This window comes from Marinicrinis sediminis (assembly GCF_042685085.1).
Taxonomy (GTDB): Bacteria; Bacillota; Bacilli; order Paenibacillales; family KCTC-33676; genus Marinicrinis; species Marinicrinis sediminis.
This window is the reverse complement of record NZ_JBHUMM010000025.1, coordinates 107892-123118: the sequence shown is the minus strand read 5'-3', so window position 1 is coordinate 123118 and position 15227 is coordinate 107892. Positions and strand designations below refer to the sequence as shown.

The following is a 15227-nucleotide window of genomic DNA, read 5'->3' as shown; positions in this document are numbered from 1 at the left end:
AATTTTCATTCCGGGGGTTCCCGTCCGATCCATCATGGAAAGGACAATGAAACCTTATTTTGAAATTTGGACAATTTCGCTCGCTGTTCAGTTTTCAAAGGACAAGATGTTTCGTCTGTGTGATGCCTTTTCTCATTCGCTGCGTGGTTAGCAGCGAGAAGTATCATAACACATCCGTTTTTGTTTGGCAAGTCTTTTTTCACTCGGTGATGACTTGATATGGAGTGAAGAAGAACTTATCCATGTCGCTGTCGTTTTCAGCGACGCTTTTTAATATATCACAATCGCTTGCGCTTTTGCAAGTGCTTTTTTCATCCGGTCTCTCGCACATGGCGCTGAGTCCAGAAGGGTTATGACGCTTGCTGAGGCAGGATTACATCCTACCACGTTCGCTCCGTTCAGACAAGTTCATCTTTTTCCAGTTTCCAATTCACTCTATACGGAGATGAACTCGATTGTGGGGGTTCGATAGACAAGCCGTTTGAAGCGGCGAGTAATAATGTATCACAGGATGCTTGGCAAAGTCAATCATAATCTGATTTAGCACCCTGTATGATCTCAATCCTGCATTTTCATGACTTCGTCTATGAATAAATGGGTCTCCTGCACGAGGTTAATTACTTTTCCATCCGCCTTTACCCAAGGTCTTGTCGGATGACTGCGATCGGAAAATACGATCTCTCCAATCAGACCATTATTCAATTTGACCAAAGTACCATTGTGGAATTGGGTCACTTTATGAATAAAGGTTTGAACAATGGTAGGGTCCAGCTTTCCAAAGGAGTCATTGAAGATTTGTTCCAACACCCGATAAGGAGAAGCTGCTTTCTTGTAGTGGCGGTTGCTCGACATGGCGTGGAATATATCTGCCACTGCGACAATTTTGGAATAGGGATGAATGCGATCTGATTTTAACCCCAATGGGTAACCACTGCCGTCTTCCCTTTCATGATGCTGAAGAGCGGTCAATTTGACGCCTTCATTCAGTCCAGGAACCGGCTTGAGCATGTTATAGCCTATCACGGTATGCTTGCGAACCTCTTCCAGCTCGCTGCTTGTTAATTTGCCCGGTTTCGTTAAAATATCCAGATCCACTTTCACATTGCCGATATCGTGAAGAAGACCTCCCAGGGCAATTGGCAGCAAATCCTTCTGATCATAGTTCATCCATTTGGCCAACTGATACGACGTCAAGCTGACAACAATGCTGTTATGTATTAAGTAATCTTCCACTTTCGCCTTCTGCGGAGAATAGGTCAGCACATTATATTCGTGGATATGCTGAATAAGCGCAGACAGTTGCTGACGGATATCTAGCAGATTGATTTCGCCAGCGATGATTTGCTTCAACGTTTTTTGCAGCAGCACAACCATCTTTTGATATTCTTCTTCAAATGGCGAAAGGGGCTTTTGTTTGTTCTCCGTCTTCTTCTCATCCGCAGCTTTCTCATTTTCCTTGCTTTCTTTCTGAACGGGATCTCCCTGTTCAGCCTTCTCATCCGGCTCCTCTGTTTTCACAGAAACGCTCTTGATCAGAAAAGCATGCAGGATCTCCAAATCTTGCTCAATGAGTACTCTTTCCTTTTTGAATAATACATGGCCCATTCCGGTAAGGACATCCTCACTGAGCTGCTGGCCTGGCTTCAGTCGATGGATCGATCGCTCTGTCATGTTCGGCTCACCCTATTATTAGTTAATTGCCTTGGCATCGCCAACGCACTCTTTCACTTCCTATATTGTAAAACAAAAAGGATTGGCATTAAAGCCCAATCCTTTTTGTTCACATTTATCTATCACATTCGTACATCTATCTCATGCGTAGATTTATCTCATTTGTTTATCTGTCTCATGTATTCATTTGCACATTTGCTTAGTTGCACACTTGTTGCTGTTTGCCTAAGCTTTTATTCAGTTTGGTTTTGATCGTCTTCCTCTTCATCCTGGTCCGCGATCGGATCAGCAAGCGCTTGTTCATCTGTGGAATCGGTCTGGAGAGATGGATCAGCCAACAATTCGGATTCCTCCAATTGTTCCAATTCATCCAATTCTTCCACTTCATCCTGTCTTTTCACTCGCGTGACCGTTGCTACTTCATCGTCCTCGCGAATATGAATAATACGCACGCCCTGCGCATAGCGACCCATCGTGGAAATGCCCTCGATCCCGGTTCGAATCAAGGTGCCGGAAGCGGTAATGACCATCAGATCTTCATCCTGCTTCACGACTTTGAGAACAACGACATCCCCGTTCTTCTCTGTCAGGCTGATCGTCTTGATCCCTTTCCCCCCGCGTGTCTGCATGCGGTATTCCGACATCGGCGTACGTTTTCCGTAACCTTTGGTCGTCACGATCAGGACCGTATCATCTTCATCCACGACATCCATGTCGATAACTGAATCCTGATCTGTAAGGGAAATTCCCTTCACGCCCGTTGCGGTACGGCCCATGGTCCGCACATCTTCCTCGGAGAAACGGATAGATAACCCGCTTTCGGTTCCCATAATGATCTGCTGGTGACCATCGGTAAGCTTCACGCGAATCAGTTCGTCATCCTCGCGAAGGTTAATGGCAATTAGACCAGCTCTGCGAATATTGACATAATCCTGGAGCGGCGTCTTCTTGACAATCCCCTGCTTGGTGGCGAAGAAGAGGTTATTCGGTTCATCAAATGATTCGATCTCGATCACAGCGCTGATCTTCTCACCCTGTTCGATCTGAATCAAATTGATGATCGGCGTTCCTCTTGCTGTACGACCGAGCTCCGGAATTTCATAGGCTTTCAAGCGATAGGCCTTGCCCTTGTTGGTGAAGAAGAGCAGATAATGATGGGTATTGGTGACAAAGAGTTGCTCAACAAAGTCATTCTCCTTGGTGTCCATCCCCATGACGCCACGACCACCGCGTTTCTGGCTGCGGTAAGTGGTGACAGGCAGACGCTTGATATAGCCGGTATGGGTAACGGTAATGACGACATCTTCACGCGGAATCAGATCCTCGTCGAGAATCATTTCATCCCCGATCGTAATTTCAGTCCGTCTCTCGTCATTGAAACGCTGCTTCACTTCGGTCAGTTCTTCACTGATAATATCAAGCACCAATTGCTCATCTGCCAAAATCGCTTTATACTCGGCAATTTTCTTGAGCAGCTCGGCATATTCATTTTCAATTTTCTCACGTTCCAAGGCCGTCAAGCGTTGCAGACGCATATCCAGAATGGCCTGTGCCTGATCATGGCTGAGCTGGAAGTTGCTCATGAGGCCTTCACGAGCCTGTTCCGTATTGGATGAAGCCCGTATGAGCGCAATCACTTCGTCCAAATGATCCAGCGCAATGCGCAAACCTTCCAGGATGTGAGCTCTGGCTTCCGCCTTTTTCAGATCAAATTCGGTTCTTCTGCGAATAACCTCAATCTGATGCTGCAAGTAATGATGAAGCACTTCCTTGACATTGAGCACCTTCGGTTCCCGATTGACAATCGCCAGCATATTCATGCCAAAGGTGGTTTGCATCGCGGTTTGCTTGTATAAATTATTCAGAATGACACTCGGATTCACATCACGGCGAAGTTCAATCACAATCCGCATGCCATTGCGATCCGATTCATCCCGCAAGTCCGTAATGCCTTCAATCTTCTTCTCGCGAACGAGTTCCGCTATTTTCTCAATCAGTCGGGCCTTGATGACTTGATAAGGAAGCTCATTGACAATGATTCTGGCCTTGTTGTTGACTTCCTCAATTTCCGCTTTTGCCCGGATCGTGACACTGCCTCTGCCTGTAGAGTAAGCCTGCTTGATGCCCTCTCTGCCGAGTATGTATCCACCTGTCGGGAAATCGGGTCCTTTAATATACGTCATGAGATCAAGAGGGGTCAATTCCGGGTCCTTGATCAAAGCCAGAGTACCGTCAATGACTTCTCCCAGATTATGAGGGGGGATGTTGGTCGCCATTCCGACAGCTATCCCCGAAATCCCGTTTACCAACAGGTTTGGAAAGCGTGCCGGCAATACGGATGGCTCTTTTTCCTCCCCGTCATAGTTGGGAATGAAGTCAATGGTGTCCTTCTGAATATCTCGCAGCATTTCCATCGCAATTTTGGATAGACGTGCCTCTGTATAACGCATCGCAGCAGCCGCATCGCCGTCAATGGAACCGAAGTTCCCGTGACCGTCGATCAGCATGTAGCGCAGTGAGAAATCCTGCGCCATCCGAACCATGGTCTCATACACCGCAGAATCACCGTGTGGATGGTACTTCCCGATCACTTCTCCGACGATTCTCGCTGATTTTTTATATGGCTTGTCTGGAGACATGCCCAGTTCCGACATGGCGTACAATATTCTTCGATGTACCGGTTTTAGCCCGTCTCGTACATCAGGAAGGGCACGGCTGACGATGATGCTCATCGCATAATCCATAAACGAGCTGCGCATCTCCGCACTAATATCCCGATCCTTCACTTGAGGGCGATTTTCTTCCGCCATGGTTAACCTCCTTCAATCCTCACAATTTCACCTGTTCAGGCGATCGGTTCGACGAATGCAAGTTTCGTCGTTCCGTCAAATATCCAGATTGTCTACGTAGCGAGCATGCTCCTGAATGAAATCACGGCGAGGCTCGACGTTGTCTCCCATCAAGGTATCAAACACCAGATCTGCTTCAATGGCATCGTCAATGGTGACTTGAAGGAGCGTACGGCTTTCCGGGTCCATCGTGGTTTCCCACAGCTGATTGGGATTCATCTCGCCAAGACCTTTGTAGCGTTGTACGTTGGCTTTGGCGCCTGCATCACCCAATTCAGCGAAAATGGCATCCTTCTGCTTGTCATTATAGGCATAACGGATGACTTTGTTTTTCTCAATTTTGTATAGAGGCGGCTGGGCAATATACACGTAGCCGTTCTCAATGACCGCACGCATATAACGATACAAGAACGTCAACAATAATGTGCGAATATGAGCGCCGTCTACATCCGCATCGGTCATAATGATGATCTTGTGATATCTGGCCTTCTCGATGTTGAAATCTTCCCCAATCCCTGTGCCAAGCGCTGTAATAATGGCGCGAATCTCTGTATTGGACAAGATCCGGTCCAGACGCGCTTTTTCTACGTTCAGGATTTTCCCGCGCAGCGGCAGGATAGCCTGGAAATGACGGTCACGGCCTTGCTTGGCTGAGCCGCCTGCCGAATCCCCCTCGACAATATACAATTCGCTGATGGAAGCATCCTTGGATGAACAGTCCGCCAGTTTCCCCGGCAATGAACTCACTTCCAGGGCGTTCTTTCTCCGCGTCAGTTCTCTGGCCTTCCGTGCAGCCTCTCTTGCTCTTGCAGCCTGTAACGCCTTCTCGATGATCCGCTTGGAGACAGACGGGTTCTCCTCGAGAAATTCCTGGAACTTCTCTGAGAACAACGACTCGACCACACCACGTGCCTCGCTGTTTCCGAGCTTGGTCTTCGTCTGACCTTCGAACTGAGGTTCAGGAATTTTGACGGAGATAATCGCCGTCATCCCTTCCCGCACATCTTCTCCAGACAGATTGGAGTCATTGTCTTTAATACTTCCGGACTTTCTTGCATAGTCGTTAATAATACGGGTAAGCGCACTCTTGAAACCCGATTCATGCGTCCCGCCCTCATGGGTATTGATATTATTGGCAAATGAATAAATATGATCGGAGTAGCTGGCGTTGTACTGCAAGGCCACTTCCACATGAATGTGCTCCCGGTGTCCCTCTACGTAAATCGGAGGTTCGTGCAGCACTTCCTTGGACTGATTCAAGTATTCGACGAAGGAACTGATACCGCCGTCATACTTGAACACTTCTTGCGCACCCGTCCGCTCATCCACCAGGGTAATCTGGATGCCTTTGTTCAAAAAGGCCATTTCCCTGATCCGGTTTTGCAGTGTGTCATAGTCATATACGGTCGTATCTGTGAAGATCTCAGCATCTGGCTTGAACGTAACAGACGTTCCTGTGCGGTCGGTTTCACCTACCACCTTCAGGTCATAGGCCGGCATCCCGCGCAAATATTTCTGCTGATGGATCTTGCCGTCACGATGGACCTCCACTTGCAGCCATTCAGACAATGCGTTGACAACAGAAACCCCGACGCCATGCAGACCACCGGAAACCTTGTAGCCTTCGCCCCCAAATTTTCCGCCCGCATGAAGCACCGTCATGACCACTTCGACCGCCGGCTTTTTCAGTTTGGGATGCTCCCCGACCGGAATACCGCGTCCGTTGTCCTGTACGGTGACACAATTGTCCTCATGGACCGTGATGATGATTTCGGTACAATAACCGGCCAGCGCCTCATCGATACTGTTATCCATGACTTCCCATACGAGATGGTGCAGGCCTTTTACGCTTGTCGATCCGATATACATTCCCGGTCGTTTCCTTACTGCCTCTAACCCTTCCAGTACCTGTATCTGACTCTCATCATAGGCATGCTGATTTACAGACATCCATTTTCACCCGCTTCTTTAAGGTCATTCTCATGTATGTGCAAGCTCTGTAAGCAGAGCTAAGATAAATGCGTGAGCAAATGCTTCGCTCTTTTTTTCAATGTGGCAGACGAGATGGGAGAATAATAAATTTTGTCCATGGCGATCACCATCGACTTGGGCGATTCCTCTCCGATTGTCTCGACTTTTTTATTTGCGTGGGCCTGCTGAATGAATTGCTTGGAGATTTTGGACACATCCTCAATGGACAAATCGAAAATTCCGATCAGCTCTGATGCTCGAATTACCTTTTCCCCGCCTAAATGGATGAACATGAAACCGTCCTCCTTAACTGACTCGCTCTGTAGGCGATCAGTTATGTAATATAGCCGCTGTTGTCAATCCATCCTTCCTTGACTTGAAACAGCTTCGCACCCTGCAGCTTTTGCAGATTGACACTTTCCAGGCCGGTCGTGGTGATGAAGGTCTGAACCTTTTCCTGAAAGGTCTCGATCAGCTTCGTCTGACGGTTCTCATCCAGCTCGGACAATACATCATCAAGCAGGAGAATCGGATATTCTCCAACCTCCTGGTGAATGAGTTCGATTTCGGCCAGTTTAACGGAAAGGGCTGTCGTGCGCTGCTGCCCCTGCGATCCAAAGGTCTGAACCTCTTTGCCATTGATGAAAAATTGCAGGTCATCCCGATGGGGCCCATACAAAGACATACCGCGTCTGCGTTCTTGTTCCTGGTTCTGTGTTAACTTTACCATAAATTGCTCGAAAACCATAGTTTCGTCATCTAACAAAGGAATAGAGGGATGATAGACAATCTCTAGCTTTTCCCTTCCCTCCGTAATGCTGAAATGGATCTGTTCGGCCCATTTTTGAAGTTTATCTATAAATTGTTGACGTTTTCTCATGATTTTAGAACCACTGTTTGCAAGTTGTTCATTCCAGATGTCCAGCATGTCGGTATGAACCTTGCGATCGAACTGTTTCAGTTGCTGGTTCTTTTGAGCCAGTATTTTTTGATATTGTGTCAATTCATGCACATAGCTCGGGTAGACCTGGGCAATTTCCATGTCCAGAAATCGCCGTCGCACACCGGGCGAGCCCTTCACGATCTCCAGATCCTCCGGAGCAAACATCACCACATTGAGCGCGCCGATATAGCCGCTCAATTTTTTTTGCTCCAGGCCATTGAGATTGGCTTTCTTTCCTTGCTGGGAAATCATAAGGTCAAGCCGGCAGATGCCATACTTGCGATCCAGTTCCCCGGACAATCTGGCCTGCTGCTGTTCCCACTGAATCAATTCCTTGTCCTTGTGCGTTCGGTGCGATTTGGTCAAGGCCAGTACATAGATCGACTCCAGCAGATTCGTTTTTCCCTGGGCATTCGGACCGATAAAAATATTGACCTGGTCCGCTGCCTCAATTTCAATGTGTTCATAGTTGCGATAATGCCGCAGCTGGAAACGTTTTAACCGCAAAGCGGATTCCTCCTAGATGGATGCCGGAAATGCTAGTTGGTAATCTGAACAGCACCATGGCCCTCAATGTGAACTTGATCACCTGGCCACAGCTTTTTCCCCCGCCGATTTTCGGCCTCGCCATTCACAATGATCGCCGTTTCTGCCAAAAAGAATTTGACTTGTCCACCTGTGGATACAAGATCGAGCTTTTTGAGCAGTTGGCCGAGAGTAATATACGCATCAGAAATGTGAACATCTGTTGCCACGTTTACGCCTACCTTTCATTCTCATTTTTTGGTCCTTCTCTTAGTTTGTCGTACGGTAAGGAAGAATGAGATGAAGCAGTTGTACATGATCTTCAGGCTGGATGACAATCGGACTCATCGCGCCGGTAAAGCCGATATGAATCTTCTCGCTGTCCGTGACTTTCAGGGCATCGAGCATGTATTTGGAGTTGAAGGAGATCTTCAGCGGCTCTCCCTGATAGGAAATGGCTTCGACTTCCTCCGTAATTTTGCCAAGTTCGGTCAGACTGGACGAAATTTCTACCACGCCATTACCCTGGGCCATCAGCTTGACGATATTCGTCTTCTCCTCGCGGGAGAGCAGGTAGGCACGATCCACGGCATTCATGAATGATTTGGTATGAATGACCATCTCGGTTTTGAAGCCGCTCGGGATGATTTTTGACGTATCCGGATATACACCATCCAGAATGCGCGTATAGAACAACAGATGATTTAGTTTGAACAGCACCTGACTTTCTGCCACGACCATATCGATCATGACGTTTTGATCAGGCAAAATTTTATTTAATTCATTCAGGTTCTTGCCTGAGATGACGACATTTTTAAATTCCAGGTCTCCATGCTTCTCAATCTCGACTTCACGGGAAGCGAGACGATGCCGGTCTGTGGATACCAGCTTGAGCTTGCCTTTGGACAGCTGCCACTGGACCCCTGTCAGGATGGGTGTGCTCTCGTTTTGAGACACCGAAAAAATCGTCTGCCGGATCATCGATTTCAGCAGATCAGACGGGACAGACAAAATCTGATTTTCTTCCAGCTTGGGCAGGAGGGGGTATTCCTCCGGGTCCAGGCCATTCATATTGATCTCGGATTTTCCGGAACGAATGAGGGTGTGAAATTGCTCGCTGACTTCAATCTCAACTTCATCGGCTGGCAACTTCTTGATAATTTCCACGAAAAACTTCGCAGGGAGTACCACACTGCCTGGCTGATGCACCTCTACGATCGTTTTCCCGTCTTTTTCTGTCGCAATAAAGCTTTGAATGGATATGTCCGTATCACTGGCTGTTAATGTCATGCCCTGATGAGAGACATCCATTTTGATGCCGCTGAGAATGGGGATGGTCGTTCGACTGGAAATGGCTTTGGAGACATGTTGGATGGATTCATTTAATTCTTGCTTGGTTACGGTTAATTTCATAACTTCCTCCTACAAACATGTTCTTCGTTTTGGGTGGAGAACATATATATAATAATACCTTTATTTTATTCTTAATAATAGTAGAGGGCCTGAATATGTGTATAAGTACCCTTAAACCCAAATTTTAAGCCTATCCACATGTGAATAAATTGTGCATAGGCTGTGTATGAATTAAGACGAATTTTTGATCTTGTTGATAAGCGTATTGATCGATTTATAGAGATCCTGATCGACCTTCAGAGTGGAAGAAATCTTCTCATGGGCATGAATGACCGTTGTGTGATCTCGTCCTCCAAAAGCTTCGCCGATTTTCGGCAGAGAGAAGTCTGTCAGCTCCCTGGAGAGATACATGGCGACTTGTCTCGGAAAGGCCACCGCTTTCGTTCGCTTGCGTGCCTTGAAATCCTCAATGCGTACACCGTAATATTCCCCGACTTTCTCCTGAATGTCCTGAATGGTTACAACCTTTGGACGGGAAGATGGCATAATGTCCTTCAGGGCTTCAGCGGCGAGATGTGCCGTAATATCCTGGTTCGTAAGAGAGGAATACGCCACGACCCGGATCAGTGCCCCTTCCAGCTCTCGGATGTTCGTGTCCACCTGATTGGCAATATACATCATGGCTTCATTCGGAATGTCCAGGTTTTCTGCCTTGGCCTTCTTGCGCAAAATGGCAATCCGTGTTTCTAGATCAGGAGGCTGAATGTCTGTAATCAGGCCCCACTCGAAGCGGGAACGCAAACGTTCTTCCAGAGTCGGAATTTCCTTGGGCGGACGATCACTGGAGATAATAATCTGCTTTCGTTCCTCATGAAGGGCATTGAACGTATGGAAGAACTCTTCCTGGGTCTGCTCTTTGCCAGCCAAAAACTGAATGTCGTCAATCAGCAGGATATCGATATTGCGGTACTTGTTGCGGAAGCTTTCTCCCCGGTTATCCCGAATGGCATTGATGAATTCATTGGTGAATTTTTCAGATGAAATATAGAGCACCTTCGATTTTGGGTTATGCTCCAGAATGTAATGTCCGATCGCATGCATGAGATGCGTTTTGCCCAGCCCTACGCCCCCATACAAAAAAAGCGGGTTGTACGCCTTGGCCGGTGCTTCTGCAACGGCAAGCGAAGCAGCATGGGCGAACCGGTTTCCGGAACCGATGACGAAGGTGTCAAACGTATATTTGGGATTGAGCATCGTGGAAACGAGTTCATCGGACGCAGCCGCAGGATCTTCCTTGGGCTTGGGCATCTTTTCTTCCAGCTCGACCTGTTCTTCATCTTCATCACTGATAATCTTCAATTGCAGCGGACTGCCCAAAAATTCGGAAACCGTCGTATGAATCAGCTTGGTGTACCGGCTTTCCAGCCAATCTCTGGCGAATACGGTGGGCGCACTCACGATCAGCGTCGTTTCATTCATCACCACGACGCGAGTCGATTTCAGCCAGGTGTCGAAGCTCGGCTTGCTGACTTTGGTTTGTATAATATCGAGGATCTGCTGCCAAATTTGCTGCTTATGGCTTTCCACTGGAGTCACTCCTTTACCTACTTCCAACAAAAAAACTGTGGCTCCATTTCAACCGCTTATCGAAACCTCGAATTCGACATGCTTCATGAAAACGAAATATCAAAAAAAAGCGAAAAAAAGAATCTTGTCGAAATTTATCCACACAGTTAAGCTATGGTGAATAAATATATACAAGATATAAAGCGGTTGTTCACAATTTTATCCACAGGCTGTTAATAAAATATTTCATTGTTTACGGCTATCCACATCAAAAACAAGATAATCATACCAAATAAATGCTCTCAGTTCAATGAATTTGCTCATTTTATCCACAACCACAATAACTTGTGGACAGAAGTTATCTACAATACTACATATTGTTTATAGAATGTGAAGAAAGCGACATAATGATCGAAGGTGCGTCAAAAATTATACACAAGTGGATGACAAAATATGCGAGATTTCATATCTGTTGGCCATGTGGATAACCAGATCGCAACGAATAGATGTGGTGGACAGGAAATCGGCAGCTGTGCATAACTGTTATATATATATGTAGAGACAGGGAAGGTTATACCTGTGGATGAAGGTCGGTAAATAAAGGAGCGGTTTTTCTCATTGACTTTTGGGGCGGGAGATGATTTAATGAAAAAAGGTATTTTTGAACAGGGTAATGAATGTTTGAAGATGTGCAAGACCGCAAGAGGAGGTGCAAGTAAATGAGACCTACATTCAGACCGAATGTTAGCAAGCGTAAAAAAGTTCATGGTTTTCGTAAAAGAATGAGTAGTGCAACAGGCCGCAAGGTTTTAGTTGCTCGTCGTCGCAAAGGAAGAAAAGTATTGAGTGCTTAATGAAGACCACGTCAAGTGGTCTTTTTGTCATTTTGAGCTTGTTTTGAGGTATAAGCGCGATTGGGATGGAGACAATGACTGGCATAGCGTAATAATGGAGAGATGGGTTGTGCAAAAAAAATATCGTTTGGCAAAGAGGGAGCATTTCAGCCAGGTTTTTCGATTTGGTCAATCTGTCGCCAACTATCAGTTTGTGTTATACAGTCGCAAAAATGCGAATATTGAAGAGTTCAGACTCGGCGTGTCAGTGAGCAAGAAGCTGGGCAATGCAGTTGTGCGCAACAAGCTTCGCCGCAGAATGAAGGAGATTGTCCGGCATCACCGGGAGCAGATTGCTGGCGGTTATGACCTGATTCTGATTGCCCGCAAGCCCGTGGCCGACATGACGTATCAGCAGATGGAAAAGAGTGTGTTACATATTATTAGAAAGGCTTCGTTGTGGAAGCCAAAAAAACGGTAGGGAGCCCTTTGTGTTGAGTTTTCTTGAGGGTCAAACTATGATATAGTTGAATGTGGCATTTCATTATAGAAGATCATGAGGTTTGATGGTTCGATAGGAGGAAATGAAACTTGTCTCGGAGAAATAAATGGTACTTGCTTGCCTTGCTTGCTTTCATGCTGGTGATGTTGACTGGTTGTGGAACAGGCGGAGAGAAGACCACGACAGAGGATTTGCTGGACGGAAACTTTTGGTCCAAGTATTTTGTATACCCAATTTCCTATTCACTGGATTTGTTTGCTGATTTATTCTGGAACCAATACGGGATTTCAATCCTGATTTTGACGATTATTATCCGCTTGCTGGTTCTGCCGCTCAACATCAAGCAATACCGCAGTTCCAAAGCGATGCAAGCGCTTCAGCCGGATATTAAGAAAATTCGTGACCGCTACAAGGATGATCCGAAAAAGCAACAGGAAGAGACGATGAAGCTCTTCCAGAAGCACGGTGTCAATCCACTGGCGGGTTGTTTCCCGATTCTGATTCAGATGCCGATCCTGTTTGCCCTGTTCCATGCCATCAGCTGGAACAGCGAGATCGCGACCCATTCCTTTATGTGGCTCGAGCTAGGGGAGAAGGACCCTTATTATATCCTTCCGCTGCTCGCGGCCATCACGACTTTCATTCAGCAGAAAGTGATGCAAGCCAATATGCCGCCTGGAGCCAATCAAATGCAGGCGTTAATGATGATTTTCCCGGTATTGATCTTCGTCATGGCGATGTCATTCCCGTCCGCTCTGCCGTTGTACTGGGTGTATAGTAACTTGTTCACTGTCGTGCAGACTTACTTTTTATATGGGAGACCAGACAAGGAGAAAAAGTAAGGGAGGATGCCCGTATGAAGAAAATGACTGTATCGGGGAAAACGGTGGAGGATGCAGTCCAGGCTGGCCTGGCCGAGTGGAAGGTTTCCTCGGATCGCGTAGAGGTTGAGGTGCTTGAACAGCCTTCCAAAGGATTATTTGGCCTTTTGGGTGCCAAGGAAGCCAAGGTGGCCTTGACCCTGATTCCAGATCCGATTGAAGAAGCGATGTCCTTTTTAAAGGAACTGATTGATGCAGCTTCGATTGACATCACGGTTGAACAGGAAGAGCGAGACGGACAGACCGTCCTGCATATGCATGGTCCGGAGCTTGGTATCCTGATCGGGCGAAGGGGACATACCCTCGATTCGGTTCAGTACCTGGTGAACATCGTGGCTAATCGATATTCGGACAAGCATCTTCGCATCGTAGTGGATGCAGAGCATTTTCGTCAGAGACGGGTGAAGACCCTGGAGGAGCTTTCCAAGCGACTGGCGCAGAAAGTGATCCGGTCAGGGAAAGAGGTCATGCTGGAGCCGATGAATGCCCTCGAGAGGCGCATTATTCATACGCAGCTTCAGGAACATGATCAGGTGAAGACCTTCAGCAAAGGTGAGGAACCAAATCGACGAGTCGTAATTACGTTGAAATAAGGCAAATGCAATGGCTTCGGGAGTTCGTTGGAGTCATTGCATTTTTTTGCAATCTTACAGAAATGCTATAATATGAGGATATGGTTGAAGCATCATATAGAGAACGTGATGGAGGAGGGACCAAGGTGATATCCGATACGATAGCCGCGATTGCCACAGCCGTGGGAGAGAGCAGTATCGCTGTCATACGTGTAAGCGGTCCGGATGCAATCCCGATTGTGGATCGGGTATTTCGCAGCAAGACAGCCCTGACAGAAGCACAAACCCATACGATTCACTATGGGAAAATCATAGATCCGGTTTCAAATGAAATCATTGAAGAAGTCCTGATCAGTCTCATGAGAGGGCCACGCTCTTTTACGAAGGAGGATGTGGTCGAAATCAGCTGCCACGGAGGCATGGTTTCCGTTCGGAAAGTGCTGGAGCTGGTACTCGAACATGGGGCGCGCATAGCCGAGCCGGGAGAATTTACAAAGCGGGCCTTCCTGAACGGCCGGATTGATCTGGCCCAGGCTGAGGCAGTGATGGATCTCATTCGTTCCAAGTCAGATCGGGCGTTCGGCATAGCCCAGAAGCAATCCGAGGGCCTGCTTTCCAGACAAATCAGAGAGCTGCGTCAGACACTCGTGGCCACGATGGCTCATATTGAAGTGAACATTGATTATCCAGAGCATGATGTCGAGGATTTAACGAATGCCTTTATACGGGAGCATTGTGAGAGCGCTCTGGTGGAGGTCGATCGGTTATTGAAAACAGCCGGCCAAGGCAAAATGCTCAGAGAGGGCATTACGACTGCGATTGTAGGCAGACCGAATGTCGGAAAATCCTCGCTGATGAACACGTTGACTCAGGAGAGCAAAGCGATTGTGACAGACATTCCGGGGACAACGCGTGATGTCATTGAAGAGTATATAACGATTAACGGGATTCCTCTGAAGCTGCTTGATACGGCAGGCATCCGTGAAACCCAGGATGTTGTAGAGCGCATCGGGGTCGAGCGTTCCAGATCGGCCATTGCGCAAGCGGATTTGATTCTGATGGTTCTGAATTACAATGAACCATTGCTGGAGGAAGAGCTTGATCTGTTGCAGCAGATGACGCATCGTCCGGTCCTGGTCATTATCAATAAAATGGATTTACCGCAGCAACTCCGGATGGAGCAGCTTGAGGACGTGGTTGAGGCAGACCGGTTGATTCGCATGTCTATTAAAGAGGATCAGGGGCTGCAGGAGCTGGAGAAGGCGATCACCGACCTGTTTTTCGAAGGGCGGATTGAGAGCCAGGATTTGACGTATGTGACGAATAGTCGGCATATTCAGTTGCTGAAGCAGGCCAGAAGTGCGCTTCATGATGTCATCGAAGGGGTAGAGATGCTGGTTCCGATTGATATGATTCAGATTGATGTCAGAAGAGCCTGGGAGTTTCTTGGCGAAATCGTCGGTGACTCTGCTACTGAATCGCTGTTAGATGAGATTTTCTCGAAATTCTGTTTAGGTAAGTAGAAGATGTAAATGACAACCCTTCAGGGGTTTCGTATAGA

The 15227-nt window shown here is 47.3% G+C and carries 13 protein-coding genes; 5 read left to right on the top strand and 8 right to left on the bottom strand.

Going from position 1 to position 15227, the window contains the following annotated elements; translation table 11 throughout:
* Positions 1–558: 558 nt before the first annotated feature.
* The 8 genes from ACFSUC_RS11485 to dnaA all read right to left on the bottom strand — a co-directional run bounded on the left by ACFSUC_RS11485 (position 559) and on the right by dnaA (position 10899).
* The gene (locus ACFSUC_RS11485) at positions 559–1671 is read right to left on the bottom strand and encodes an HD-GYP domain-containing protein (RefSeq protein ID WP_379929754.1); all 1113 of its coding nucleotides are present in this window, start codon (positions 1669–1671) and stop codon (positions 559–561) included.
* Positions 1672–1904: 233 nt separating this feature from the next.
* On the bottom strand, positions 1905–4481 hold the full coding sequence (gyrA, locus tag ACFSUC_RS11480) for a DNA gyrase subunit A (protein ID WP_379929753.1): 2577 nt from the start codon (positions 4479–4481) through the stop codon (positions 1905–1907).
* A 75-nt stretch (positions 4482–4556) separates the two neighbouring features.
* Positions 4557–6470, bottom strand: coding sequence for a DNA topoisomerase (ATP-hydrolyzing) subunit B (gene gyrB / locus ACFSUC_RS11475; RefSeq protein ID WP_379929752.1), 1914 nt, complete (start codon positions 6468–6470; stop codon positions 4557–4559).
* A 59-nt stretch (positions 6471–6529) separates the two neighbouring features.
* Positions 6530–6784, bottom strand: a complete 255-nt coding sequence (gene remB, locus ACFSUC_RS11470) for an extracellular matrix regulator RemB (protein WP_379929750.1) — start codon at positions 6782–6784, stop codon at positions 6530–6532.
* Between the two features lie 41 nt (positions 6785–6825).
* Positions 6826–7941: a DNA replication/repair protein RecF gene (gene recF, locus ACFSUC_RS11465; RefSeq protein ID WP_379929749.1), complete on the bottom strand. Its 1116-nt coding sequence runs from the start codon at positions 7939–7941 to the stop codon at positions 6826–6828.
* A 32-nt stretch (positions 7942–7973) separates the two neighbouring features.
* The gene (yaaA, locus tag ACFSUC_RS11460) at positions 7974–8189 is read right to left on the bottom strand and encodes a S4 domain-containing protein YaaA (RefSeq protein ID WP_379929748.1); all 216 of its coding nucleotides are present in this window, start codon (positions 8187–8189) and stop codon (positions 7974–7976) included.
* Between the two features lie 40 nt (positions 8190–8229).
* Positions 8230–9372 (bottom strand): DNA polymerase III subunit beta, encoded by a 1143-nt coding sequence (dnaN, locus tag ACFSUC_RS11455; RefSeq protein ID WP_379929746.1) that lies wholly within the window; start codon positions 9370–9372, stop codon positions 8230–8232.
* A gap of 171 nt (positions 9373–9543) precedes the next feature.
* Positions 9544–10899, bottom strand: coding sequence for a chromosomal replication initiator protein DnaA (dnaA, locus tag ACFSUC_RS11450; RefSeq protein WP_379929744.1), 1356 nt, complete (start codon positions 10897–10899; stop codon positions 9544–9546).
* Between the two features lie 698 nt (positions 10900–11597).
* On the opposite strand from dnaA, the gene rpmH reads away from it, so the two are divergent.
* The 5 genes from rpmH to mnmE all read left to right on the top strand — a co-directional run bounded on the left by rpmH (position 11598) and on the right by mnmE (position 15189).
* The gene (gene rpmH, locus ACFSUC_RS11445) at positions 11598–11732 is read left to right on the top strand and encodes a 50S ribosomal protein L34 (protein WP_379929743.1); all 135 of its coding nucleotides are present in this window, start codon (positions 11598–11600) and stop codon (positions 11730–11732) included.
* A 109-nt stretch (positions 11733–11841) separates the two neighbouring features.
* The gene (gene rnpA, locus ACFSUC_RS11440; protein WP_379929742.1) at positions 11842–12192 is read left to right on the top strand and encodes a ribonuclease P protein component; all 351 of its coding nucleotides are present in this window, start codon (positions 11842–11844) and stop codon (positions 12190–12192) included.
* Positions 12193–12302: 110 nt separating this feature from the next.
* Positions 12303–13055 (top strand): membrane protein insertase YidC, encoded by a 753-nt coding sequence (gene yidC, locus ACFSUC_RS11435; protein ID WP_379929741.1) that lies wholly within the window; start codon positions 12303–12305, stop codon positions 13053–13055.
* 14 nt (positions 13056–13069) lie between these two features.
* Positions 13070–13687 (top strand): RNA-binding cell elongation regulator Jag/EloR, encoded by a 618-nt coding sequence (gene jag, locus ACFSUC_RS11430; RefSeq protein WP_379929740.1) that lies wholly within the window; start codon positions 13070–13072, stop codon positions 13685–13687.
* 125 nt (positions 13688–13812) lie between these two features.
* A complete protein-coding gene (gene mnmE, locus ACFSUC_RS11425; RefSeq protein ID WP_379929739.1) occupies positions 13813–15189 on the top strand; it encodes a tRNA uridine-5-carboxymethylaminomethyl(34) synthesis GTPase MnmE in 1377 nt (458 codons plus the stop codon).
* Positions 15190–15227 lie beyond the last annotated feature (38 nt).